Here is a 24,511-nt window from a genome sequence, read left to right on the forward strand (position 1 = left end):
GCGGAGACAAACCCACACCTGTCTTACTCCAATTCTTAATGAAATCAACCCTTTACAGCACCGATCATAATCCCCTTCACAAAGAAACGCTGGAAGAACGGATAGACAATGAGAATCGGCAAAACGACAATCATGGTAACGGTCATTCTCACCGAGGTTGGTGTCTGCATGTTCTGAATACTGGCCGCCATATCCGGCGAATTGCGAATTAACGCGGCAAGTGAGCTCGATTCATTCAAGTATCGCCATAGTAGAAATTGCAGTGTGAAGTATTTGGTATCCGTCATTAGAAAGGCAGTATCTATGAAGGAGTTCCACTGATTCACCGCAGAGAAAATCGTAATCGTAGCCAGAATAGGTGTAGTTAGCGGAATAATGATACTCCAGAACACCCGCATGTAACCCGCGCCGTCCATGGAGGCTGATTCCTCCAACGAGGGCGGGATCGCCTCCACAAAGGTTTTGACTAGAATGATATTGAAGGGTGTAATAATCGATGGCAAAATATATGCAAGATAGTTATTGGTCAGGTGCAGATTATTCATTGTGATATACCAAGGAATCAGTCCTGCGCTGAAATACATAGTGACTACCACGCTGCGGTACCAGACTTGGCGGCCCCACATTTCTTTCTTAGTAAAAAGATAGCCGAGAAAGGCCGATGCGCCCACAGTAAGCAGTGTCCCAACTACGGTTCTATAGACGGAGACGAGTGCCGCATGACTAAGGCCGCTTATACTTAAGACTTTGAAGTAATTGTCGAAATGAATATCCCTTGGATAGAATTTGATATAACCCGCAGCGCTTAAATCATTGGAGCTGATCGTATTGATGAATAGATAATAGAACGGATAAATGCAGGACAGCGTAAATAATCCGAAGAGCAGATAGTTTAGGCTTTGAAAAAAAACCTCGCCGGGCTTCATTTTTTTATTTTTCAATTGGATCACCCCGCTTAAATAATGGACTCGTCACGAACTACCTTGGACAACGTGTTAGCTGCGAATAGCAGAACTACGCTGACTACCGACTTAAGCATACTGACGGCTGTAGCGAACGGGAAATTGTTGGCGAATGCGATATTGTACACGTATAGGTCCAGTACTTCTATCGAATCTTTATTCATGGCATTTTGAAAAGCAAAATATTGCTCCATTCCGTTGTTAACCAAGTTGCCGATCGAGAGGAGCAGCAGTACAAAGAATGTGGGAATAATACCGGGAACCGTGATGTGCCAGATTTTACGGAATCGGCTCGCCCCATCCACCTCAGCAGCCTCATATAATTCCTGATCGATCCCGGCGATTGCCGCAAGATATAGAATTGCTCCCCATCCTAGTGACTTCCACCAGTACCAAGCAATCATCGTTACCCAAATGTTAGAGTTCGAGGCAAGGAAATTAAAGTCTTCACCCACCAATCCAAACTGGACAAGAATATGACTGATGACGCCGTTATCTACAGAAAATAAGGAGAACGCGAGTGCATACACCAGAATCCAACTGATAAAGTTCGGAATGGTAGTTAATGTCTGGACAAGCTTTCGATACCATCCTGCTTTGACTTCAGACAGTAATATGGCAAAGATGACCGGAAAAACCGAGGTAATTAAGCCCAGTGAGCTCATCGCTAACGTGTTTTTCAGAACACGCATGACCTCCGCCGTTTGAGTTGGATTGGAAACCATGGTCCGGAACCATTTCAACCCTACATAAGGGGTGTCCGACAACGGAATACCGGGGATAAAATCATAGAAAGCATAAATCCATCCGCTAATCGGCAAATAATAAAATATAAAAGTTACAATAAGAAACGGAAGTGCCATGAAAAACAACTTATATTTGTTCTGCATCTTCCTGCGCGGCCGCTTAACCGGCTGTACCTTACGAATAAGCTCACCCGTTGTTACCCCCATAGCGGAATCTCCTATACCCAGATTTTGTTTACGCTTTCATCCTATCAGCTTCTAAACCCTGGGGGTGAGTGACAGACGGACTCCCTTAAGGGAGGATCGTACGATTCTTGTGAACCATTTTCACAGGAGAAATGACCGTTTTCAACTAAATCCTGACATACTCTTGTCTAGTTAGTTATGATAATCTTAGTGATATTAGAGGAGGTTGATCCTATGAAATACGAATGGAAGAAGCAAGATAAACACCTGTACCAGCCTAAAAATAAACCGGAGATCCTAACGATACCAAGTTACAATTACTTCATGGTAAGCGGCAAAGGCAATCCTAACCATGAGGCTTATGCTGAAGCCATCGGTGTCCTTTACTCCCTATCTTATGGTGTAAAAATGATGCCAAAAAGCGGAAAGGTGCCAGACGGATATTATGAGTACTCCATCTTTCCATTGGAAGGGGTCTGGGATTTAAGTGAGGAAGGAAAAAGAAAAACAGCCCTCGATAAAGACGAGCTGCTGTACACCATTATGATTAGACAACCTGATTTTGTGACTTCCGAGCTGGCGGATGAGGTGATTGAGATAGTGAAACGCAAGAAGCCTCACCCCCTGTTAGAGAAGGCAAGCTTCAGCAGTCTAGAGGAAGGTCTTTGCATACAAATGCTGCATCTCGGCCATTACGATGAGGAGCCGCACAGTTTCGCTATAATGGAGCAATATTGTACGGACAACGGTCTACAAAGAACTTTTCACACTCACAAGGAGATCTATCTTAACGATGCTCGTAAAACCCATCCGGATAAGCTAAAGACTGTTCTTCGATTTAAGGCTCACTTATTGACTAGTTAATCACTCTACTAACAGGAGTTTGTGCTATAACTAACAATCGTGCTATTCATGGAAGACTTTCAGTATTCCTAGTAGTAATCCTTCGCTTACCTTAGCGCCTTTGTTTAATGTTTAGTGAAATATTCTTTCACTGTGGAATACGCTAACTTAGGTCTGCGGTATCTATCCACCACACCCTTGCTGTTCTGCGTTCCAGCCCGAGCCAATAGCCAGCCATTCCCTTCGGTTACCCGGCAATCGCAGAATTGCCATACGAACATTCCGGATATTAAAGTTGAGGAGGTATAAGCCTGCAGATTGCGTTCCAGAATATCACATTGGCGCTCTTCAGTACCTTTGACTCGACTCGGGTCGCGTAAGCCATAATATCCGTCGGCTCCGAACTCACTCATGATCATCGGTTTGCCTGAACCCCCTGCAGCATCTGCCCACTGCCTTGCCAGCTGCATTAGCTCACCCGGATCTTCATCCCCGTACCAAAGCGGATAAAGATTAAAGGACACGATATCAGCAAGCTCAAAACACAACTCCCTGTCTCGTTTATCCGAGGCAAAGGTAAGGAGTCTGGAAGACTATCGAATAGCCGAAGCATAGTAAGACCTCCAAGTATATTAATGGTAGAATCCATCTATCTCCAAGTTTACTACCCATCCGAACACTCATGCAACGTGAGAAAAAACCAAAAAAAGACCGGAAGAGCGAATGGCTCTCCCAGTCGTAAGTCCCGCCTATTGTACATACGTATAATGTGGAGAATCGTATTGCGGACCGGATTTCTCATAGGTGAACCAATATTCAATACTGCTGCCCGCACTAAGACCGCTTACCGCCTGCTTCCAAGTTCCCGAGGTGTTGGTCATCCGGTAATTTAGTTGAGCGCCGCCGTTTATTTTGTAATGGACGTCTACATAAAGAGCTGCGGTAACCGGCTTGATATAAATGCTTGCTTCTGTTGCCGAAACTTTGGTTACACCAGCCGTAAAGTCAGCCGTAACATGATCTCCCCCACCTCCAGAAGTATTAGTTGTAACTGTAACCGCATTACTGGCAGTGGAAAGATTTCCTGCCGCGTCCGTAGCCTTCACTGTGAATGTATAAGCTGTGCCCGCTGTAAGTCCACTTATTGTAGCAGATGTCCCCGTAACTGAAACCTGAGTAGCCCCACGGTATACGTTATAGCCTGTAACACCTGTATTATCTGTGGAAGGCGACCAGCTCAGGCTGACTGCTGTATCCGTCTTGCTTGTAACGGCAAGATTAGCCGGTGCAGTAGGCGCTGTCGTGTCTCCCGGATTGCTGCCGCCGCTTAAATATTGTCCCGTGAATGGGTTAAACCGATGTAGAGACATAATAAGCCAGCCTGTGCTGGAAACGCAATTTTGCTGTGCCATGACCCAGTAGCTATTGCTGGTTCCTTTCAGTGAATATGGAATTCCACCAAGGGAAGGTCCGCTTGTACCTTGTTTTTTAATAATTTCAGTGTTGATCGCATCCGCTTTTGCCAAATTACCCTGCATATAATAAGCAAGAGACATAAATGCACTTCCCTCGAACCACACATCAGCACCAGTGTTACCGATCTGATTGCCGTTATCGTCATAGGCTGGCAGAACCTGATCCGTCCAGTCAAAATCATATCCGGTAAGTGTGTTGCCGGCATCATTATAGGTTAAGGTCTGCTTATAACGAGGATTTGCCAACGTACCGGGATTACCGGCAGCGTTTTCTACATAAGCCAAGCTGGCTCCATAATTGCGAGTTCCTGTCAAACCTAGAGCCAATACTCCCCATGGATTTACATCCAGCGGAATTTTAGGATCAATTAGATTGGTATCATTTTTCCAGCCGCCCTTAAAGCGTTTGGCACTATCATCCCATACATAATTATCAAGGAAGCTTTTAACTCCTGTGGCCGCCCCATTGTAAGCTGTTGCCTTCGAGGCATCCACAGAAGCGAAATATTGCAGTACCCGGTAGATATCGATATTGTGCTCAGTGGAGCTCCAAGGCTCATCCGAGTTACTCCATCCGCTCCAGCCCCCGGCAATGCCGCCATTTGCTTTCTTATACATTAGACTCCAATCCAGCGCCTTCAGAGCCATCGGACGATAACGTGTGTCGTTGTATTGCTTCTCATAAGCCATGGCCGCCATGGCCATCCAGACTACAGGTCCGACATGCTTGCGAATTTCCTCACCGGAGCCGTTGTTCCACCAATAGGAATTCAGCCAAAACCCTGACGGGTCCTGAATGTCCCGCATTTTGTTCATTACCTTTTCTGCTCTTGCGCGCTCACCTTTGATCATGAAGGCAATGGCAGCGACCGCTTGATCATACGTATATACAATCTGTTTGGGATTATTAGGCCCCCAGAAATCCTCAAAACTATCAACCAACCCGTCAAAAGCATACCCTGCCGTTGCATCCTGCTGTGCCTTCAGCCAAATTAACGCCCGATTCGATGCGTCACTCGCAGCATCTGCTTGGGCTAGTCCCGAAACAGGAATCGTTACACCCAGAACAATAAACATGCTTAATAAGATGTGAATGAACCTTCTTTTCATACCTTTCCCTCCCGTAGAGTAATGATAGATAAGACCGATTAATCCCAGAATAGCTAAACCCACTAAAGCGCTTTCACATTGTGTCGATGCAGCTTTTTTAATTCCATACCATGGTATTATCTTCATTTTGATCTCCATCTTTACGCCAGTCAACCCATTTTAAGTTAAAAAGAACGAAATAAGGCGAAATGCCCATTTATTGCTTTGCGAAAACCAAACGAAAGACCTCCTATGGTTTGGATTTGCGTATATATGAATGATTTAAAAAAAGAGTAGACAGCCCCTCTTACGGGTACTAGTCTACTCCTGAACGTTCAGTTATCGAAATACGTGTTTAGTATTTAACTTACTATTTGTCTTCACCGGAGGCGTTAGCAGCTGCCGGCTCGGCAGCAGTCTCACCCTCTGCAGGCTCTTCATGAGCCGGAGGTGCAATTCTAAGAACAAGTGTGTCTTCAGGGGTCAATACTTCCCAGCCTTTATGCGTTGGAAGGTCGGAAACCAGCAGTTGATCACCAATGTCCAATCCGCTGATATCAACATCAAAGGATGCCGTCAGATTATCAGGGAGAGTACGAATATCCAACTCATACAATTCTACTTGCTGAGTACCTCCGTTCTTCACACCTACAGGTTCGCCGGTAAAATGGAACGCTACCTTTGTAACCAGCTCCGCCTTCATATCGATCTGTTGAAAATCAATATGCAGTAGCTGCTTGGATATCGGCTGGCGTTGTACCTCCTGGATGACTACATTCTTGGAACCGGACCCCGGAAACTCTACTTTGAGAATCGCCCGTGGGTTCTTTCCTAGTATTTCATTGATGGTCTTTGCGTCCGCTGTAAAGGATTGACTATCTGAACCTGCACCGTAAATAACGACCGGTACAAAGCCTTTTTTCCGTTGTGAAGAAGATGATCCAGATCTTTCTGTCAAACGTACTGTTGTATTCATGAAATTTCCTCCTAAGTAATATTTAATTGGAATCCATATTAGCAAAAATATGAATTTTAAAATAAACGGATATCTGATTATCAAATTACCCCTATTTCGACCCAATTAAACGTTAATTGAATTAACAATAAAATAGATGCCTACTTGCCTCTCCTCGCTTTTTGCAAATCAGGGTAGTAAAATAAAGGTAATAATAACGGCGGGAGTGATGAAACATGGTTCAAATTCAAAGTGAGAAAGATCGTTTTTGGGTGGCTGGAGAAGAGAAAGTTCTCGCGGAAATCACATACAAACACCAGGGGGATTCTAGAATTCTTGTAATTGAACATACCCGTGTCTCAGAAGAGCTTCGCGGACAGGGTACCGGTGAAGAACTGGTTAAGGCTGTAGTAGACAAGGCTCGAAATGAAGGATTGAAGATTGTTCCGGTTTGTTCCTATGCGGCTCATCAATTCAAGAAACATCCAGAATACCAAGACGTGCTTAGTAATGAATGACCGCCAGAAGCAATTAATTAAATGACGACAACAGCTTGGGAGGAAAAAGTTTGACAACAACCGATACTTTAAAAGAGGTGGAAGAGCTACAGCGCCGCTGCGAGCAATTCGACGGAATATCGCTAAAACTAAATTGGGACATGATGCGTCAACCCCCGTCTTCAGAGGGTGCAGAATGGCTGGTAACTTATGAGGACGAATTGCTGGTCGGCTTTTTAGGAATGTACAACATCGGTGGAGAGATGGAAGTATGCGGAATGGTACGTCCGGGTTATCGCCGGAGAGGTATCTTCACCACTCTATGGAAGCGGGCGCGTAGTATCATTACCGGGGGAAATGTTTCAAAACTGCTACTGAATGCCCCAGCAGCTTCTTCAACAGCGAAGCCGTTCCTAAGCACTCTTCCACTCTCCTTTAATCATTCAGAATATCAAATGAAATGGGACGGGGCTTCGGCTCACTTAGCCTCATCAGAAGCTAGTTCCGCCACAGCTGCAGTAATCCTGCGGCCTGCGAGCGATAATGAAGCCCATATCCTTGTGGATCTGGACTGCGGAGGATTCAATATGACGAAGGAGGAGGCCTCCAAAGTCTACGAACTTCAGAAGCAGGAAGATTTGCAGGAGCATATTATTATTGAGCTGGATGGACAACCTGCCGGTAAAATGCGCCTGTGGACAGAGGATAACGAAACCTGGATTTACGGGTTTACGGTCTACAAGAAATTGCGCGGGCTCGGCATTGGACGCAGTGCTCTGTTGCAGACCATCGAGCGTGAGCGCCGCAATTATAATGGAGTAAATCTTGAAGTAGCGCTGGATAATCCCAATGCCCTGAAGCTATATGAGAGCTGCGGTTTTGTCATTTTGAACAAGCAGGATTATTACCTGTATATTGGCTGATTAATGAATAGAACAAATAAAACCTTAACGCTAGCTTATAACGCCAGCGTTAAGGTTTATTTACATCAACCTTTACATCAATCCAAATCTCCCATACGCATCCTCATTCTTCTCGCTTTTACGGCCGCTACATGTTAAAGCACAGTTAGAAACTTCGTCCAGTTCCAAAAACACAGACAGTAATCGAACATAATCTAAGGATTTCGCAAGCTCTATGGAGTTACCATCAAAGGTGTGTCTTCGTCCATCCATCAGAGAATAGATCTCCACCTGCTCGGGAGGCTCTCCGTAAGCATAATGGCAAAAGACATTAACCATATGAAAAAATCCGGAAATCACTTCTTCATCTGCCGTAACCATGAACTTTTGAACATGAAGACTGCGGCCTCTGAGTTGGGATTTCCAGGCCAGCTGAAATATAATAGACAGCTCTATCTTAAGCTCCGGTACGAGTACAAACCATTGTTCATACAATTTTACAGGAATATCCTGCAAATGATTGATAGAAGCGATTCGCATCAGCTCATCGGCTATTCTTGTCTTGATATCCCAGTAATTCATTAAGGAAGAAAAGGATGCTCCCTTGGGAGGCCATCGGCGTTCCAGTAGAAACTGAATCGGTGTTTCTCTGCGAACATCCGGGTGCAGACTATAAAAATCGTTCAATGTGTGCCCCACTGCATACTGGACCTGTTGGCGCCAGCGAGGAAGCCCTGTGGCAGAAGGGCTCCTTCCTGAAAAATAGGTTCGATCCAGCAGGATATGCTCCACCCGATAATCGTGAAGTCTTCTATACCCTTCTGTTGGTGAAGTACCATTTCGAGCCGAATAAGGTTCCACGGGGCCGCCCATATTTATGAAACCGCTTTGCAGGCTTGAATAAATTGACGGCCGAACTGACGGCAAGCTTCTTTTTCCGGTGCGGTTGGCCCGTATTCGATCTTAAGACTCTCTTGGAGAATAGTAGCTCCGCGCTCCTTCAGTTTTTTCTCAATTTGATCGACAGCTCCGCAGTATATATCGTATCCGGTATCTCCGCTTCCGAAGGCTGCTGATTTAGAAGTAGATAAATCCAACTCCTCCATCTCCTCATAGAAATCCAGAAATTCATCCGGCAGCTCACCGTCCCCCCAAGTATAAGCACCCAGCAGGACACCCTCGTATGATTGTATCTCAACCGCGTTACAGTCGGTGACCGCTTTCAAGACAGCCTCTCCCCCTGCTTCGCGTATTCCTTCAACTATGAGTTCCGCAATTTCTTCCGTGTTTCCGGTCAGACTCGCGTACGCAACCAAAACCTTGGTCATACATCTGTTCCTCCTTAAGTGGATAGATAAAATTTAATCTAAGTTTGTTACCCTTATTTTATTTGATAATGATTATCATTGTCAATATTAAGAAAAAAAGAAACGCAATCGCACCGACTTTACCCCGGCGCTGTTGCGTTCTTTCTTTTGATATATGTTACTGCTTATTCGACATAAGAACCTTGAAGCAGCGTGATATTATTGCCGTCAGGATCACTGAAATTCATTTCTTTTCCGCCATATTCCATAGTTACCGGAGGTTCGCATTTGAGCCCCCTGGACTTGAGCGTCTCATAGGTATCATCCAGATTACTGCAGGAGAATACTAAATTAATAACTCCGGCGGTGAGTTTGTTCCATTTGTTCTCATCCCATATGATTATGCCGGGTTGATTGACATTAAAGCTGATTTTTGCGCCGTCAAAATCCCCAAAACCTTCAAAGACTAGTGGAATACCAAGTACCTCGGTGTAAAATGCTGCCAATGCAGCGGTGTCCTTACTGTAGATATTAATGCCCTCAAATGAAGAAATCATAGCTCGTCCCCTCACATTTAATATTTATTAATGACGGCAGTTATCTCTGCTAGTGACATCTTACCTTCATTTCTATCCAAAGTATTGCAAAAAAACGACATGATTACCGACCTGCATTCGTTAAGGCCTCCATAGGAGTTCTTCCGGCATACTTTTTGAAATTATTAATGAGATGGGACTGGTGACTGTACTGATAAGCAAAGACAATATCCTGTACCCTCCCCCTTCTACCTGGGCTGTAGTACAAGTCTTGCCATACATTTTGAAAACGTACGAGATCTGCTGATTTTTTGGGCGCAACACCTATATACTCCTGAAACAACCTTTCAAGCTGACGCCGACTAAGACCGGAACTGATCTCCAAATCTTCAGCCGTCACAACACCTTTATGTTTAATAATCATGTGAACGGCATTCATTAGACTATCATTGGTTCGGTGTGTCCCCTCCAAACGTTGCAGCAAATAGGCTTCCGCAGCAGCGATCCGTTCTGACATGGTGTCAGTCACCGCCAGCAGATCACCCAAGTCTTTCCTGAAGGAACTGAAGTAATGCTCCACATCTGTACTCACATTAAGCACATCCCTAAGATGATGATCGGCAAAAAACTGTACCGCCCAAATATGAAAACGGATAGCGAAACGTGTTGTTCCGCTTTTCATATTCTCCTGCATGATTTCAAAGGGAGTGTCATTAATTCCGCAAAAATAAATGTTCGGCCTGCCTACCGCTTCATCCAGCTCCCAAATAATGTCCATGCAGGTATCCGGTATGATCACCTCTTTTTGAATAGTAGATGTTTGCGGTTCCCGCAAGGAAGACTCTGGACCCCAGAAACAGCGTATATATGGCTGCAATGCTTTACAAGGCAAGAACTCGTTGGTATGCGCAGGCTTCGCTGTTAGCGGATAATATAGCTCTGATAGGTTGAACATACGTGTCCTTTCTCTGCCAGGTTTTATTCAGGTTTGCCATCCGGGTTATCTCTTGGTTTAAGGTCATAGATTTCATAACTGCCAAGCTTAGTGGAGCTGAAGGACTTGATTTTATCTTTTAGCAAAATATTTTCCGTGTATGTAATATTCAAGGCTCTACTATCCCTATATCCAACAGCCTCTTACCGGAAACACTCCCATCAATGATTATATTATTTATAGATTTATTACCTTCTGTAAGCTTTAAAAAGTAGCCTCCCGCTAAATATACGTGATTCGAAGTGGCTACAAAGTTAATATTGTTTATCTGAAAATTGTCCGTGCTTATATCCATTTGATACTGAACCGGCTCCGGTTTAGTCTAACTTGATCATACACAATCGTTGCTAGGAGTGCCAGAATAACAGCTGTAACCACTCCTTTTAAAAGCAGCTTGTTCCATAACATATTCTCACACACCTTCCTTTTTTAACTTGGTAATATTATACACATGCGTTCTATGGGATAAAATGAGAATAGTCGCAGCTATTTGTTTGTAGCTATAGGACGAAATGTTGTACAATAAAGGCTAAATGAAATTTTGAAGGATGGATAAAAACATGTATATAGCAAGTGATTGGAAGGACTACGAAGTTATTGATACTGGAGGCGGAGAAAAGCTGGAGCGTTGGGGCGATGTAATACTGAGACGCCCAGATCCGCAAATCATATGGCCTTTGGCGCAGGAAACGGCTCAATGGAACAATGTACACGGACATTATCACCGCAGCTCGGCTGGCGGGGGGCAATGGGATATGAAGAAAGCTGTCCCTGATCATTGGCACATTAACTACGGCAAGTTGAAATTTCAACTTCGTCCGACTAATTTTAAGCATACAGGATTATTCCCTGAGCAAGCGGCTAACTGGAAATGGATGATGGACAAGATTTCAGCGGCAAACCGTCCCATCCAAGTGCTTAACCTTTTTGCTTACACAGGAGGAGCAACTGTAGCAGCAGCTAGTGCAGGAGCATCGGTCGTTCACGTTGATGCCGCTAAAGGCATGGTGCAATGGGCGAAGGATAATGTGAAGCTCTCGGGTCTAAGCGAACGCCCTGTCCGCTACATCACAGACGACGTGTTCAAGTTCGTTCAACGTGAGCAACGGCGCGGCAGTAAATATGATGCGATAATCATGGATCCGCCTTCTTATGGCAGAGGGCCAAGCGGCGAAATGTGGAAGCTGGAATCCAGTCTATATCCTTTCCTAGAAAGCTGTATGGAAATTATGAGTGACAATCCTTTGTTCATGCTCATTAACTCCTATACAACAGGGATCTCTCCAACTGTTCTGCGCAATATGCTGTCGATGACGATGGGTAAGCGCTACGGGGGCAAACTGACCTCCGGCGAGATCGGCTTGCCGATTACCTCCACCGGACTGAACCTTCCTTGCGGTATCCTGGGACGCTGGGAGGCGTAAGCCATGGCACAGCATGAGAGCCAGAACGGGTTGCCGTCAGTCGAGATTTTATTTGAGGACAATCATCTGCTCGGCATTGTGAAGCCTGTTAATATTCCTGTACAAGAGGATGCAACAGGAGATCTGGATCTCCTCAATATCCTCAAAGAGGATGTTAAACTGCGTTATAACAAGCCCGGCAATGTATATATGGGGTTGGTTCATCGTCTGGACCGGCCCGTAGGCGGTGCGATGGTATTCGCCAAAACCTCCAAGTCTGCATCACGTCTCTCAGAAAGTGTACGCAGCCGAAGCTTCCGTAAAATATACCTTACAGTGGTTCATGGAACGCTCCCTTCCTCGCAGGGACGTCTAACAGACACTCTGTTAAAGGATGAAAAAAGCAATACCGTTAGCGTTGTTCGAAAAGGAACACCCGGTGGTAAGGAAGCTATTTTGGATTACACTGTACTCGGTACTTCAGGAGGATTCAGCCTGCTCAAGGTAGATCTGCTAACTGGACGTTCCCACCAAATCCGTGTGCAACTTAGTTCCAAGGGCTGTCCGTTGTATGGTGATCAGAAGTACGGTGCCTCGGTGAACAAACCGGGACAGCAAATTGCACTTTGGTCGGTACTGGTTGGCTTTCCCCATCCTACTACCAAAGAAGATATACAATTAATATCCCTACCGCCGCAAAGCCATCCTTGGAATTTGTGGCCGCAGGAATTACAAAAGCAGGCCGTCCGTTAAAGGACGACCTGCTTTTTCACATGAATTCCGCTTCATTTGGATCATATGTAAACGTTCTTACTACCAATAGTAGAAATAACAACCTTAGGACGTTGCAGCCTCAGGTGTTGAAGTAACAACCATCTTTCCCATCAGATATAGCAACAACTGCTGATTGTGTGAAGAAATAGGATCTAAGGCTTCAGCAAAAAAGTCACTGCGTATCTTTAGGCCACGCTCCGTTTCCTTCTTCCCTGTCTCGGTGATACTGATCCATACTATCCGGCGGTCAGCATCATCCCGGTCGCGGCTGATTAATTCATGTTTCTCCATTCGGTCAAGCAGCATGGTAACTGCTGCCGGACTGGTTGCCAGGTGTGGTGCCAAATCAGAAGGTTTCATGACATCACGCTCTTGAAGCAATTCCAGCACAGTGAGTTGGGCATCCGTCAACGTCGGGGCAAGTTTGCTATCCATATGTAGCTTATAGTCCTTCAAAAGCTTATGCCAAATTTTACTGAATTCAGAGGAGTGCACACTTATTCCTTCCTTTCCTCACGGTTCTTTTCTGTATATCTACATTTCGAGAAAGAGTTTCAATTTCCTGCAAAAGGAAAAAAATAAAATACTGACATTTATACATAAAGGCGTTTGATCGCTCTCTTTAGGAGATAGATCAAACGCCTCTTATTGTTGTTAAGTTCCTATCTCTACTTAATCGTAAGTAAGATATTTAATATCTCGTCTTTTTTCTCAACCGGGACAATCTGCTTGCCTATAGATCGGCGTTCTCCAAGAGGTGCAGATTCGGAAGTGAATGTGTGCATCAAACCATCCTGTGTAACAGCAGTCAATTCCAGCGGATCTTTGCAATAGAACGCGCCTGCCAATCGGCTTCCGTTCGGACGAACCCGCTTGCCTTCCTTGAATTCGAACGTCGGCATCCCTTTGCCTCCGCGGCTCTGGGATGGATAATCCAAGAGCAGTGTGCGCTTGGCGTAACCTAGATCCGTGATGGCCAAGATCTCACCTTCATCTTCGCTGACCCAGAAGGAGGCTATGATGCTATCTCCTTCGCGCAATTGAATCCCTCTTACACCTGAGGCCACCCGGCCCATAGGGTTTACCTCATTCTCATGGAACCTGATGCTCATGCCTTCGCGAGTGACCAAGACAATATCCTTGTCATTCCGGCTAATTGCCACTGTAATGACTTCATCGCCTTCAGCCACCTTACAGGCCGCTACTGCCCCGGAACGGCTTGTAGAGTACTCCTTGAGCTCTGTACGCTTCACCTGACCCTTACGGGTGATGAACACAAGACTTTGCTGCGGATCATCCAGATTATTAACAGGGAGAATGCTAACAACCCCGTCTCCCTTAGCCAAACTAATGACGTTTACTATCGCTGTTCCCGGTTCTTTCCATTTAAACTCCGGAATTTGATGAACCGGAAGCAAGAAATACTGGCCTTTACGGGTAAATACCAGCAAGCTGTCCCTTGTATTCAGATCCATCAGCTTAACGATATGGTCCCCTTCCTTAACCCCGGAAGTATGTCGTTCACTGCCAGAACGGGTAAAAGAAAGCATACTAGTACGCTTAATATAACCGTCTGAAGAAAGCGCGACTAACACTTCCTCTGCGTTAACCAGCACTTCAAGACTGACCTTGAGCTCCTCCACTTCACCTTGGATGAGAGAGCGGCGGTCTATCCCGTATTTTTCACGAATCTCCATGAGTTCTTTGCGGATTACAGCGATCAGCTTCTTATCGCTATCTAGTATCCCCTGTAGAACCGCAATTCGAGCATGCATTTCGTCAAGTTCCTTCTGAAGAGAGTTAATCTCCAAGTTGGTTAACCGATATAATTGCAAAGTAAGAATAGAATCTGCCTGACGTTCGCTGAAACCAAACATCCACACCAGGTTATTCTGTGCATCCTGACGATTCTTCGAAGCTTTGATTGCCGCTATAATTTCATCCAGGATGTTGAGGGCTTTAACTAGCCCTTCCAACACATGGGCACGATCTTCTGCACGTTCCAGATCATAACGTGTCCGATGCGTTACAACTTCGCGTTGATGGGCGATATAGGCTTCCAAGATCGATTTTAAACCGAGCTGCTGGGGCGCTTTGTTAACTATCGCCACCATGTTGAAGTTATATGTAACCTGCAGATCCGTTTTCTTGAGTAAATAAGCCAGAATCCCTTGTGCGTCCGCTTCCTTCTTCAATTCCACCACGATACGGAGGCCTTCCCGGCCACTCTCGTCACGAACTTCGGCAATACCCTCAATTTTCTTCTCTAGACGGATATTCTCCATTGCAGTAACCAGTCGTGATTTCACGATTTGATAAGGGACTTGAGTAATAACAATCTGCTGCTTGCCGCCGCGTAAATTCTCAATATCCGTCTTAGACCGCAAATAAATACGACCCTTGCCGGTACGGTAAGCATCCATGATTCCGTCGCCGCCCATAATAGTGCCGCCTGTTGGAAAATCCGGACCCTTGATGAAGGTCATGATGTCTTCAAGCTCAATATCGGGCTTTTGCATTACTGCGATACAGGCATCAATGACTTCGCGCAGATTATGCGGTGGAATTTCGGTTGCAAAACCTGCAGAAATACCACTTGCACCATTTACAAGCAGATTCGGATACCGTGAAGGAACAACAACAGGCTCTTTAGTTGTATTGTCGAAGTTGTCCTTAAACAATACCGTCCGCTTCTCAATATCCCGCATCATCTCCATAGCTATAGGAGACAAGCGAGCCTCTGTATATCGCATAGCCGCAGCTGGATCATCATCCATCGAACCCCAGTTGCCATGTCCGTCAACAAGCACATGACCCATCTTCCAGGGCTGTGCCATACGCACCATGCCATCGTAAATCGAGGAGTCACCGTGAGGATGGTAGTTACCCATAACGTCCCCGACAGTTTTAGCAGATTTCCGATACGGCTTGTCCGGAGTATTGCCGGAATCATACATCGCATACAAAATACGACGCTGAACCGGCTTCAGTCCATCACGCACATCCGGAATAGCGCGATCCTGAATGATATATTTGGAATACCGGCCAAAACGGTCACCGACGACCTCTTCCAGAAAAGCCGGTAAAAATTGTTCTGATAAACTACTCATTGGCTCACCTTCTGTTCCTCAAACTGCCCTGTTTATAAATAGTGTGGTGATATAAATCGTCGCTTCATGGAATGTTTGGACTTCCGATCGCTGTTATTCTCGAATTTCTTTAATTTTAACCGCTTCACGGATGAAATTCGAGAATAAAGGCGAACGCTAGCGCTTCTCCAGTTCCAAAATTCCTCTACGCTCCTTTAATCACCAAGCTCTTTAAAAATCGGGATTATCGTCACTTGCCGCACTACTATAAAAAATGGTGTGTGTTACTCAATTATTTCAGTGAAATCGACGTTCTCAACGATCCAGCGCTTACGGGGATCGACTTTATCACCCATCAGAGTGGATACTCGGCGCTCAGCTTTTGCAGCGTCATCAATCTGCACTTGTAGAAGTGTGCGGGATTCAGGATTCATCGTCGTTTCCCATAGCTGGTCAGGATTCATCTCTCCCAATCCTTTGTAACGCTGTAGCTCGAAGTTTTTACCGAATTCCTTCAGGTAATTCTGTAATTCCTCATCGCTCCATGCATAACGCACTGTTTCCAACTTACCCGTCTTTCGTGTCAACTTATACAGTGGCGGTTGGGCCAGATATACTTTTCCGGCATCAATCAAAGGCTTCATATACCGATAGAAGAACGTAAGAAGCAGCACTTGAATGTGGGCTCCGTCAGTATCCGCATCGGTCATAATAATGATTTTGGAATAATTGCTGTCTTCCACGGCAAATTCCGTACCAATCCCCGCTCCAATCGCAGAGATGATCGCTTTATACTCATCATTCTTCAGTATGTCCAGCAGCTTGGCCTTTTCAGGATTCATCGGCTTGCCCTTAAGCGGCAAGATAGCCTGTATCTTAGAATCACGGCCTTGCTTCGCCGAACCTCCGGCGGAATCGCCTTCCACAATGAACAACTCTGTACGCGTAACATCTTTGGACTGAGCAGGTGTCAGCTTGCCGCCAAGATTTGAGCTCTCGCTGCGTTTTTTTCCTGTACGGATTTCATCACGGGCTTTGCGGGCCGCTTCACGGGCCCTCGAGGCTTGGATCGATTTCTTTAACAGGCTTTGCGCAACCTGCGGGTTTTCCTCCAGAAAACGAGCCGTATTCTCAGAAACCATATAGTCTACAGCACTGCGCGCAGAAGCACTTCCCAACTGATCCTTGGTCTGTCCGACAAATTCAACTTCAGACATTTTCACGCTGATTACAGCCATCATGCCTTCCCGCAAATCATTGCCTTCCAGATTCTTATCCTTCTCTTTCAGCAATTGCGTACGCCGCGCATAATCATTCATGACACGAGTATAGGCTGTCTTGAAGCCGGTCTCATGAGTACCTCCGCTGCGGGTAGGAATAGAGTTCACAAAGGAAGCAATGGTTTCCGTATAGCCAGCATTATATTGAAGGGCTATCTCTACTTCTATATCATCCTTCTCTGCAGTGAAGTGGATGACATCATGCAAGACATCCTTGCCTTCATTCAGAAATTGAACGAATTGACTTGCTCCACCTTCATAGAAATACTCATCCTGCTTATTGCTGCGCTCATCTGTAAGTGTAATTCGCAAACCGGAATTAAGAAATGCTATCTCCTGAATTCTTTCGGCAAGCGTATCGTAGCTAAGAGCAATCCCATTCGGGAAGACACGAATATCCGGTTTGAAGGTAATCTTCGAACCGGTTTTGTTCGTATTACCCAAAACTTCCAAACCAGTAACCGGCTCACCTACATGCTCTTTTCCGTTCTTATCTACCCAATATTCGAAACGCTGCCGGTGAATTTTGCCTTCGCGATAAATCTCAACTTCCAGCCACTCGGACAAAGCATTGGTAACTGAAGCCCCTACTCCGTGCAATCCGCCCGATTTCTTATAGCCAGAACCGCCGAATTTACCGCCGGCATGCAGAATCGTAAACACGACCTGCGGCGTAGGTACTCCCGTCTTGTGCATTCCTGTCGGTATTCCCCGACCGTTGTCAATCACGGTAACCGAGCCATCCTTACGCAGCGTAATGTCAATTTTGGAACAATATTTAGCCAAATGTTCATCTACTGCGTTATCAACAATCTCCCATACTAGATGGTGCAGTCCCGAGGCGCTCGTACTGCCAATATACATGCCAGGCCGTTTGCGTACTGCAACCAGACCTTCGAGCACTTGAATGTCGTCAGCATCGTATCCAGTCCGGGCTGCTGCACCGGTCTTTGATGACTCTGCAAACATATCGATCTGTTCGAGCATTCATGCTCCTCCTTCTTTTGTCTCTATACCCAAAATGCAAACAAATGTTTTGGTCACTTTGTTTATTCTAATTCAAGATATCCCGTTTCGTAAAGACGGTGAATGAAATGATCACCGAAATCACACCCCATGTGCCCAGTACTGCCATTGAAAATGGAAGTGTCATTCCCTCTATCGGCGCAGGTGTACCCGCTAAATATCCGGTTAGCCCTAGGTTAACCATAAACAAATATTTGGCAGTTGTCCAAGCCGATGCCATGTTCGTTAATATGGTTCCAGCGATTAGTGTCGCCATCATTACCACAATACTAGCGGCCGTGCTGCGAACGAGTACGGATACCATAAAGGCTAATAAAGCTACAACGACACTGACAAACCAGATCAAACCGCATTGCATAAGTATATACTTCCATTGAGGCACTGCGTGCACTGCGGACATATTTACGGTATCCCCACCGATCTGGAATCCTGTAAAGACCGGCACATTAAACCCTCTGTACCCAAAGGCCAGACCTGAAATTAAGTAGCTTACTAAAAATGTAGACAAAACAATTAATGAAACAAACATGATCAAAGCCGTCATTTTACTGAAGAGTACCCTCCAACGTTTGACCGGCCTTGTTAGAAGCATCTTAATTGTACCCGTGGTTCTTTCACCTGATACTAGATCAGAGGCCACTGCCATGATTAAGAGCGGAATGAATAATGTGACGGAGTTGTCTAAAAATTCGCGGGTAAAGGTAACACCACTTGGTTCATTCGGATTCACATCGTGGTCAAGGTAATATTGAAGCTGCTGCACAAAAATACGGCGATACGATTTCCACTCCTCCGGAATCCGGTCACTGCTGAGTGAATTCTGATTATCGGTAATCCGCTGTTGTACCTCCAATCGCCAATCCGAGTTAAATTTATCCTGACTGCGCTCTGCTATACGCATCTGTGCGTAGGTGAACATCGGTACCAATACAGCCAGAATAAGCAGAATAACATAAAACCGTTTCTTTTTCAGTATCTTTATGCACTCATTTCGGATGAGCGGCAATAGATTATTCAATAGTCTCACCCTCCGTCAGTTTCAAGAATAGCTGTTCCAGTGTAGGGTTGATTTTATGCACGCCTCTAACTTCTATGCCGGCGGCAACCAGCATGGCAACGATCTCCGGAATTAGCTCATCCTCCATGATCGTAATCACCGAGTTTGTTCCCATACCTGCAATTACGGTATCGTCCAGAGTGACTTCTGCCCGGTCTGTTATATTTATTTCGTTCCGGGCTGCAAGCAGTTCCCTCCCCTTATCAAAAGGCTCAATGTCCCATAATACATATGGAGAGTTCCTGGATACAAGCTCGTCTACTCCGCCTACAGCCAGAACGCGGCCTTTACTAATAATTGCGACCCGGTCGCACAAAAGCTGAATTTCACTAAGCAGATGGCTGGAGACAAATACAGCTAAACCTTCATCAGCCAGCTTACGGATAAACTCTCGCAGCTCCTTAATGCCTTTAGGGTCAAGTCCATTTGTAGGCTCATCCAGAATAAGCAGCCGAGGTCGTCCCAGCAAAGCTTGTGCAATACCCAGCCGCTGACGCATTCCAAGTGAGTAGGTTCTGACTTTGTCATGTATCCGCTGATCCAATCGTACAATTTCCACTACCTCGGCGATCCGGGCCTCATCCACTCCAGGCTGCATACGGGCAAAGTGCTGTAAATTCTCCCAACCCGTTAAATAGGTATAGACCTCCGGATTTTCTACGATCGAGCCCACAAATTGTAGTGCTTTTTCAGGATGACGGTTAACATTATACCCGCAAACGGTAATAGTCCCGGAGCTTGGCCGGATCAAATCAACGAGCATTCGTATGGTCGTAGTTTTCCCTGCACCGTTAGGTCCAAGAAAACCAAATATTTCGCCTTCTCTTACGTCAAAGGAAACATCGTCAATAATCCACTTGCGAGCGATTTTTTTACGGACGTTACTTACAGACAAGACAACCTTTGCGGTGCTGCCGTACCCTTCATTATTCATTATCCCTACAACTCCTTAGTACCCTCATGTCGAAATCCATATTAATTGCAGTCCTCTACTGCACCGCCTGTATAATTCGATCCGCTATACGCTGATAACCGTCACCGTTCGGATGAAAATGATCCGTTGATAGATACTTCCCGAGGTGATTGTGAAACAAATCAAAAGTTGGTACCAGTGTCATGTTATTGTGAGTATTAATGATATCCATCGCTGCGTTATTCCAAGCTGTTACGGCTTGATTACCGGGAACACGCAATTCCGGAATATCGCCAAATGGATTATATAGACCCAAAAAATAGATTCTAGCTTCCGGATTAATTTCGGCAATCTTCCGAAGCGCTTCTTCAAGCCGTTTTGAGGCTTCAGGCAAAGCTGCCAAAAGTTCCTTCGATGTTAATTCATCTGTTGGAGCCGGGGGTTCATCCGAGGATGGTGGACTTGTATTCCTGTTACTCTGAACAATACCTGCTCCTCTAAATAAATCATTACCGCCTATAGACACCAAAATGGTATTGGCTTGACGGAGGGTATACTTAACGCCTTCTTCATTTAGCTCACTTTGTAGCCCAAGGGTGGTCAGTCCATTTATTCCCAGGTTCCCAAGCAAATTTACCTCTTGGTCTCCTTCTGACATTCCCTCAACAGCTCGTTTTACAAATCCGCTTCCTGTATTATCGCCTGTCCCTTTTGCCAACGAGTCCCCAATTGCGACCACCTTCAAAATTCCGGTCACTTCCTCATCCGGCGCACCCGTCTTCTGGGGCAGAGAGGTCAGAGGAGCATCTCCTTGCGGGTAGACAATATCTTTCACCGCATAACCAAAACCAACTATAAAGATTAGGGTTGCTGCTATGGAAATCAGGCATACAAACCGCCAGGTCCATTTGGAATCATTCAAAAGCCATTCCTCCATATCCCTTATATTCTGCCAAATTGTTCACTAATTTCAGCTATGTAGTTAAACATAAATCTTCTATCTGCAATTTGCAAATGAATCGCATAAATGTACCCTTATACCCGCACACAAGAAAAAACGGATTTGCCGTCCTCAATGAGACGGTATCCGTTTCTCGTAGAAATATTAGCAAAGTATACTGAAAACTTGTACTTTCTTATATTTTAATAAAAAAACCGCTCTCCGCTAAAAAGCGAAGAACGATTTATCCTGTAAGACTTTGTCTCTTATTTACCTATGAATTCTTGAACCCAGTAATTATTGTCAAATCCTACACCAATATAGTTAAAATCAACACTGAGGATATTCTTGCGGTGACCCGGGCTGTTCATCCAAGCGGTCATTACTTCTTGCGGAGTTTTTTGCCCCATGGCAATATTCTCGCCCGCTGCTCTATAAGTAATTCCGAAAGTACCCATCATTTCAAATGGAGATCCATAAGTAGGGGAGGTATGAGAGAAATATTGGTTAGTACGCATATCCGTTGCTTTAGTGGCCGCCAATTTATTTAAGCTGTCCAATCCGGTAACCGGTTTTAGGCCGGCAGCAGTTCGCTCTTTATTGACTAAGGTTACTACCTGCTGAGTGTAAGTTAATTTAGGAGCTGCTACAGCCGTTGTTGGTGTGCTCTTGGGTGGCGTAACAGGAGTAGTTTTTGTTGGAGCTACTGGTGCTACTGGAGCCTTCTGCTCTGTTACAACAGGAGTTTTAACCACAACAGTAGGGGCAGTTTGGCTATAATAAGTTTGATAATATTTCAGTATTTGCTCGTAACGAGTGTTAGTCAGATCAATAGGGCTGCTTGTAGCCGCACTAGCTTGTGAGGGTAACGAAATACTAACCGCCATAACGGTTGCAAGGCTACCGCCTATTAATAATGCTTTGAGGTTTTTGCTTTTCATTTTGCCATCTCCTTAGTTCTGGATGCTATTCTCTATGGTGTCTTAGATACACGGCGGAAAAGATTACAAATATGTAACTTTTCTCGTCCTCAGTCATTGTATCACAATTTCAGGGGCTGTGCGGTGTTAATTTATGTAAGCTTCAGGGTGAATAAGGCATGTCCGTATTTCTGTAAAAAATAGCATTAAAGAGTTTGCCGCCCCCTGAAGAGCGGCCTTATCTTACCTTTAGATTATAGCTTCCTTATAACCTATATCGGGTGCAAACACCCCATTTTTTAGTGGTAGGATTGCCAAAAGTCTCCTTCTGTCGATATTAACCCCATGATCTCAGCATAAGGAATCCGGAATGTAGGAAAGCCTGCGGCATAAGGAGCAATATCATAGGGGGCAAAATACAAGTAAAGCGCTTGTTCATCCACATAAAACGGCTGATTAGCAGAGACTCCGGTATAAGAACCCGGGAATACATAGGAATACTGAGGGTCATTAGCGATTTGTTTTCCCACGATTTCACTAAGCTTTTCCACATACTTACTGCCCGGTTTAAATAAATCACGCAGCTCATAGAACTTTCCATTTCGCAGATTGATGTGTACATAATTTCTGGTAGGCATACCGTGTGCAGCTCCGAAGGGGAATTTATAGCCGTTCAATTCCAGCACCAGCAAATTTTTACGAAAGAAAGCTACTGAAAAGTCCCCGGTATAACTAAACTCCTGCGATCCCCCACCACTCCCCGCTCCCTCTACTAGTGAGAGCTTCCGAAGTCTGTCATTCACCTCTCTAGAGACCTCTGTATTTGCGATTCCTTCAACTATCGGATAATAGACTAAATAGTCTATGTTCGGTTTATATTTTCTCTCTATCACTGAATAAGGAGGTCTAAGCGGTATCACAGCGTTTTGCTTCCAAACTTGCTTACCCACTCGATTATAATAAGCAGTCCGCTGATCTACATCTGCTCTTATTAAGTTCCCACTGTAGGAAAGGGTTCCCGCCCCAGGAATGACTGGTGGTTGAGCCGCTCTATTGCCGCTTTTATCAATAAAATATGTCTCCTTCGCATCATGTACTGACGCCACTCCCCTATCGTAGTTGTTGACGGCGAGCAGTGGGTAATCACTTAAAATCTTTCCGGTCTCGGCATCAGCAATGACGTAGCGGGAGCCGCGGTAAGGTTGATCTGGGTAGATAGGTGTGCCGAGTGCAACCCTGTCTTCTCCAAGCTGCTGGATTCCGTAATACCTCGCGGGGATAATACTTTTTCCCTGCTTATCGATCAAGCCATATGCATTACCATAATTCTCAGCTGTATTTATAACCGCTCTTCCCCCGGAAAATGGTAAGGCAGATGTGAACTGCGGTTGTATAGCAATGGTTCCGTCCATTCGGAGGTAACCATACTTCCCATTCTCCGTCTCCTGAAAAGGAAGCAGACCCTCACTAAGACTTCCTACATAGGGATGATTGTAGGTATGCAGTTTGCGCCCCTCAGTATCAATCAAAGCGAATTCACCGCTTGTAATCTTAACCACGGCCGTCCCTTCCTTAAAATCGCTGGCATCCTCAAACTGTGCAGGAATGACCTCTTTACCCTGACGATCCAGATACCCGTACAGAATTTTTCCACTCTCTAATCCTGTATAAAATAGTGCCCGCCCCTCTTGCAGCGAGTTCAGAAAATCATAACGCTTCGAGGTAACCGGCTTACCTTCTTCATCCATCAAAAAATATCCCTTAGCATCCGAAACTACTGCGCGGCCTTCAGAGAAAGGAGCGATAAACGAATAAATGGGTTTTACTTTTTCCCGACCCGTGCGGTCAATGAGTCCACTATGTCCCTTAAATTGCACAATCGCCAGCCCATTCTCCTGAAATTCTTCTGCATATTCAAATCGCGGTTCAATTACAGTCTTACCCTCATTATTGATATAACCCCACAGCATTCCTTCCTTAAGCTTAAACGGGGCCGGGTGCAGCTTTGTCACTTGTAAATTATTTTCGTCCTCCTGATCAACCAGGAAGAGCGCCTCCCACGGTCTGGAGGAGTAATCAACACGGTACAATCCCGGTTCGGCCGGAATCGTTACAAATTGCTCTTCCTCGCCACGGATAAAGCTTTGCTGCTGGCCCAACCAAGCTTTCCAGCTCATTCCGTTCCATTTCCATACTTCCACATGAAGTAGGTAATCTTCCTGCCCGCTATCCAAGCCATTTAACCTCATCCGTATCATTTCATTCGCTCCCTTGCACAAGGCATTTGCCTATAGAATATGGGGGAGCGGGTGTTTATGTGTCATATTGTCACATATGAAGTTGAGCTTAGTTGTGGGGAGTGTTGGTGCCTGTGGGAGGACGCTCCACGAACAGCCGCTACGCGAACGGAACGTTGCTGCAATCGCTGTTGTATCCAAATTTCTGGATTGGAACCGCAGCGCGGTTGAAATTTGGATACAAAGGCGAACGCTGACGCTTTTCCGCAATCATTCCGTTCTCTCCGCTGCTATCAGCGGTAACCCTAACTAACACCAACACCAACATCAACACCAACGTCAACAGCAACTTTTTGGAGTGAAAGAAAGACTACTAACAC

At 45.3% G+C, this 24,511-nt stretch carries 24 protein-coding genes and 1 pseudogene; 6 read left to right on the top strand and 19 right to left on the bottom strand.

The window, feature by feature from the left end; genetic code table 11:
- Positions 1-44: 44 nt before the first annotated feature.
- Positions 45-941, bottom strand: coding sequence for a carbohydrate ABC transporter permease (locus PWYN_RS23580; protein ID WP_036656951.1), 897 nt, complete (start codon positions 939-941; stop codon positions 45-47).
- A 14-nt stretch (positions 942-955) separates the two neighbouring features.
- Positions 956-1,915, bottom strand: a complete 960-nt coding sequence (locus PWYN_RS23585) for an ABC transporter permease (RefSeq protein WP_052088344.1) — start codon at positions 1,913-1,915, stop codon at positions 956-958.
- 213 nt (positions 1,916-2,128) lie between these two features.
- Here PWYN_RS23585 and PWYN_RS23590 point away from each other — a divergent pair, with 213 nt between their 5' ends.
- The gene (locus PWYN_RS23590; RefSeq protein WP_036656954.1) at positions 2,129-2,758 is read left to right on the top strand and encodes a GyrI-like domain-containing protein; all 630 of its coding nucleotides are present in this window, start codon (positions 2,129-2,131) and stop codon (positions 2,756-2,758) included.
- A gap of 104 nt (positions 2,759-2,862) precedes the next feature.
- On the opposite strand, the pseudogene PWYN_RS23595 reads toward PWYN_RS23590, so the two are convergent.
- The 3 genes and pseudogenes from PWYN_RS23595 to PWYN_RS23605 form a co-directional block, all read right to left on the bottom strand.
- Positions 2,863-3,330, bottom strand: a pseudogene (locus PWYN_RS23595) (glycoside hydrolase family 2 TIM barrel-domain containing protein); the annotation flags it as partial.
- A gap of 156 nt (positions 3,331-3,486) precedes the next feature.
- Complete coding sequence (locus PWYN_RS30360) at positions 3,487-5,322, bottom strand: fibronectin type III domain-containing protein (RefSeq protein WP_157261299.1); 1,836 nt, start codon at positions 5,320-5,322, stop codon at positions 3,487-3,489.
- A gap of 349 nt (positions 5,323-5,671) precedes the next feature.
- Positions 5,672-6,277, bottom strand: coding sequence for a 50S ribosomal protein L25 (locus tag PWYN_RS23605; RefSeq protein WP_052088346.1), 606 nt, complete (start codon positions 6,275-6,277; stop codon positions 5,672-5,674).
- A 215-nt stretch (positions 6,278-6,492) separates the two neighbouring features.
- Between PWYN_RS23605 and PWYN_RS23610 the strand changes: the two genes are divergently transcribed.
- Positions 6,493-6,774 carry a GNAT family N-acetyltransferase gene (locus PWYN_RS23610; RefSeq protein WP_036656959.1) on the top strand — a complete coding sequence of 94 codons (282 nt, stop codon included), beginning with the start codon at positions 6,493-6,495 and terminating at the stop codon, positions 6,772-6,774.
- Positions 6,775-6,824: 50 nt separating this feature from the next.
- Positions 6,825-7,676: a GNAT family N-acetyltransferase gene (locus PWYN_RS23615; RefSeq protein ID WP_036656962.1), complete on the top strand. Its 852-nt coding sequence runs from the start codon at positions 6,825-6,827 to the stop codon at positions 7,674-7,676.
- 72 nt (positions 7,677-7,748) lie between these two features.
- On the opposite strand, the gene PWYN_RS29435 is transcribed toward PWYN_RS23615, so the two are convergent.
- The 6 genes from PWYN_RS29435 to PWYN_RS30370 form a co-directional block, all read right to left on the bottom strand.
- Entirely contained in the window at positions 7,749-8,528 is a 780-nt protein-coding gene (locus PWYN_RS29435; RefSeq protein ID WP_157261253.1) for a hypothetical protein, read from the bottom strand.
- Between the two features lie 2 nt (positions 8,529-8,530).
- Positions 8,531-8,983, bottom strand: a complete 453-nt coding sequence (locus PWYN_RS23625; protein ID WP_036656964.1) for a flavodoxin — start codon at positions 8,981-8,983, stop codon at positions 8,531-8,533.
- Between the two features lie 164 nt (positions 8,984-9,147).
- Entirely contained in the window at positions 9,148-9,519 is a 372-nt protein-coding gene (locus tag PWYN_RS23630) for a VOC family protein (protein WP_036656967.1), read from the bottom strand.
- 103 nt (positions 9,520-9,622) lie between these two features.
- Entirely contained in the window at positions 9,623-10,453 is an 831-nt protein-coding gene (locus PWYN_RS23635) for a helix-turn-helix domain-containing protein (RefSeq protein ID WP_052088351.1), read from the bottom strand.
- 23 nt (positions 10,454-10,476) lie between these two features.
- The gene (locus PWYN_RS30365; RefSeq protein WP_276203436.1) at positions 10,477-10,605 is read right to left on the bottom strand and encodes a hypothetical protein; all 129 of its coding nucleotides are present in this window, start codon (positions 10,603-10,605) and stop codon (positions 10,477-10,479) included.
- 172 nt (positions 10,606-10,777) lie between these two features.
- Positions 10,778-10,900 carry a hypothetical protein gene (locus PWYN_RS30370; RefSeq protein WP_276203437.1) on the bottom strand — a complete coding sequence of 41 codons (123 nt, stop codon included), beginning with the start codon at positions 10,898-10,900 and terminating at the stop codon, positions 10,778-10,780.
- A 152-nt stretch (positions 10,901-11,052) separates the two neighbouring features.
- Between PWYN_RS30370 and PWYN_RS23645 the strand changes: the two genes are divergently transcribed.
- Entirely contained in the window at positions 11,053-11,916 is an 864-nt protein-coding gene (locus PWYN_RS23645; protein WP_036656970.1) for a class I SAM-dependent methyltransferase, read from the top strand.
- A 3-nt stretch (positions 11,917-11,919) separates the two neighbouring features.
- Positions 11,920-12,648, top strand: a complete 729-nt coding sequence (locus PWYN_RS23650) for an RluA family pseudouridine synthase (RefSeq protein WP_036656972.1) — start codon at positions 11,920-11,922, stop codon at positions 12,646-12,648.
- A gap of 84 nt (positions 12,649-12,732) precedes the next feature.
- On the opposite strand, the gene PWYN_RS23655 is transcribed toward PWYN_RS23650, so the two are convergent.
- The 8 genes from PWYN_RS23655 to PWYN_RS23690 all read right to left on the bottom strand — a co-directional run bounded on the left by PWYN_RS23655 (position 12,733) and on the right by PWYN_RS23690 (position 24,152).
- Complete coding sequence (locus PWYN_RS23655; protein ID WP_036656974.1) at positions 12,733-13,164, bottom strand: MarR family winged helix-turn-helix transcriptional regulator; 432 nt, start codon at positions 13,162-13,164, stop codon at positions 12,733-12,735.
- 173 nt (positions 13,165-13,337) lie between these two features.
- Positions 13,338-15,779 carry a DNA gyrase subunit A gene (gyrA, locus tag PWYN_RS23660; RefSeq protein ID WP_036656977.1) on the bottom strand — a complete coding sequence of 814 codons (2,442 nt, stop codon included), beginning with the start codon at positions 15,777-15,779 and terminating at the stop codon, positions 13,338-13,340.
- 263 nt (positions 15,780-16,042) lie between these two features.
- The gene (gene parE / locus PWYN_RS23665) at positions 16,043-18,025 is read right to left on the bottom strand and encodes a DNA topoisomerase IV subunit B (RefSeq protein WP_036656979.1); all 1,983 of its coding nucleotides are present in this window, start codon (positions 18,023-18,025) and stop codon (positions 16,043-16,045) included.
- 67 nt (positions 18,026-18,092) lie between these two features.
- Positions 18,093-19,082: an ABC transporter permease gene (locus tag PWYN_RS23670; protein ID WP_036656981.1), complete on the bottom strand. Its 990-nt coding sequence runs from the start codon at positions 19,080-19,082 to the stop codon at positions 18,093-18,095.
- Positions 19,075-20,055, bottom strand: a complete 981-nt coding sequence (locus PWYN_RS23675; protein WP_036656983.1) for an ABC transporter ATP-binding protein — start codon at positions 20,053-20,055, stop codon at positions 19,075-19,077. Before PWYN_RS23675 ends, PWYN_RS23670 begins: the two co-directional genes overlap by 8 nt.
- Positions 20,056-20,110: 55 nt before the next feature.
- A complete protein-coding gene (locus PWYN_RS23680) occupies positions 20,111-20,956 on the bottom strand; it encodes a GDSL-type esterase/lipase family protein (RefSeq protein WP_084146917.1) in 846 nt (281 codons plus the stop codon).
- A 284-nt stretch (positions 20,957-21,240) separates the two neighbouring features.
- Positions 21,241-21,915 (bottom strand): CAP domain-containing protein, encoded by a 675-nt coding sequence (locus tag PWYN_RS23685; protein ID WP_052088353.1) that lies wholly within the window; start codon positions 21,913-21,915, stop codon positions 21,241-21,243.
- Positions 21,916-22,193: 278 nt separating this feature from the next.
- Complete coding sequence (locus PWYN_RS23690; RefSeq protein ID WP_036656987.1) at positions 22,194-24,152, bottom strand: WG repeat-containing protein; 1,959 nt, start codon at positions 24,150-24,152, stop codon at positions 22,194-22,196.
- Between the two features lie 113 nt (positions 24,153-24,265).
- Between PWYN_RS23690 and PWYN_RS30375 the strand changes: the two genes are divergently transcribed.
- Complete coding sequence (locus PWYN_RS30375; protein ID WP_276203438.1) at positions 24,266-24,388, top strand: hypothetical protein; 123 nt, start codon at positions 24,266-24,268, stop codon at positions 24,386-24,388.
- Positions 24,389-24,511: the final 123 nt, after the last annotated feature.

Origin of the sequence: Paenibacillus wynnii (assembly GCF_000757885.1) — a bacterium.
Taxonomy (GTDB): Bacteria; Bacillota; Bacilli; order Paenibacillales; family Paenibacillaceae; genus Paenibacillus_AQ; species Paenibacillus_AQ wynnii.

Coding starts and splice junctions, on each gene's coding strand:
- PWYN_RS23585 (WP_052088344.1), bottom strand. CDS start 1,915: ATGGGGGTAACAACGGGTGAGCTTATTCGTAAGGTACAGCCGGTTAAG.
- PWYN_RS23590 (WP_036656954.1), top strand. CDS start 2,129: ATGAAATACGAATGGAAGAAGCAAGATAAACACCTGTACCAGCCTAAA.
- PWYN_RS30360 (WP_157261299.1), bottom strand. CDS start 5,322: ATGAAAAGAAGGTTCATTCACATCTTATTAAGCATGTTTATTGTTCTG.
- PWYN_RS23605 (WP_052088346.1), bottom strand. CDS start 6,277: ATGAATACAACAGTACGTTTGACAGAAAGATCTGGATCATCTTCTTCA.
- PWYN_RS23610 (WP_036656959.1), top strand. CDS start 6,493: ATGGTTCAAATTCAAAGTGAGAAAGATCGTTTTTGGGTGGCTGGAGAA.
- PWYN_RS29435 (WP_157261253.1), bottom strand. CDS start 8,528: ATGGGCGGCCCCGTGGAACCTTATTCGGCTCGAAATGGTACTTCACCA.
- PWYN_RS23625 (WP_036656964.1), bottom strand. CDS start 8,983: ATGACCAAGGTTTTGGTTGCGTACGCGAGTCTGACCGGAAACACGGAA.
- PWYN_RS23630 (WP_036656967.1), bottom strand. CDS start 9,519: ATGATTTCTTCATTTGAGGGCATTAATATCTACAGTAAGGACACCGCT.
- PWYN_RS23635 (WP_052088351.1), bottom strand. CDS start 10,453: ATGTTCAACCTATCAGAGCTATATTATCCGCTAACAGCGAAGCCTGCG.
- PWYN_RS30370 (WP_276203437.1), bottom strand. CDS start 10,900: ATGTTATGGAACAAGCTGCTTTTAAAAGGAGTGGTTACAGCTGTTATT.
- PWYN_RS23645 (WP_036656970.1), top strand. CDS start 11,053: ATGTATATAGCAAGTGATTGGAAGGACTACGAAGTTATTGATACTGGA.
- PWYN_RS23650 (WP_036656972.1), top strand. CDS start 11,920: ATGGCACAGCATGAGAGCCAGAACGGGTTGCCGTCAGTCGAGATTTTA.
- gyrA (WP_036656977.1), bottom strand. CDS start 15,779: ATGAGTAGTTTATCAGAACAATTTTTACCGGCTTTTCTGGAAGAGGTC.
- parE (WP_036656979.1), bottom strand. CDS start 18,025: ATGCTCGAACAGATCGATATGTTTGCAGAGTCATCAAAGACCGGTGCA.
- PWYN_RS23675 (WP_036656983.1), bottom strand. CDS start 20,055: ATGAATAATGAAGGGTACGGCAGCACCGCAAAGGTTGTCTTGTCTGTA.
- PWYN_RS23685 (WP_052088353.1), bottom strand. CDS start 21,915: ATGAAAAGCAAAAACCTCAAAGCATTATTAATAGGCGGTAGCCTTGCA.
- PWYN_RS23690 (WP_036656987.1), bottom strand. CDS start 24,152: ATGATACGGATGAGGTTAAATGGCTTGGATAGCGGGCAGGAAGATTAC.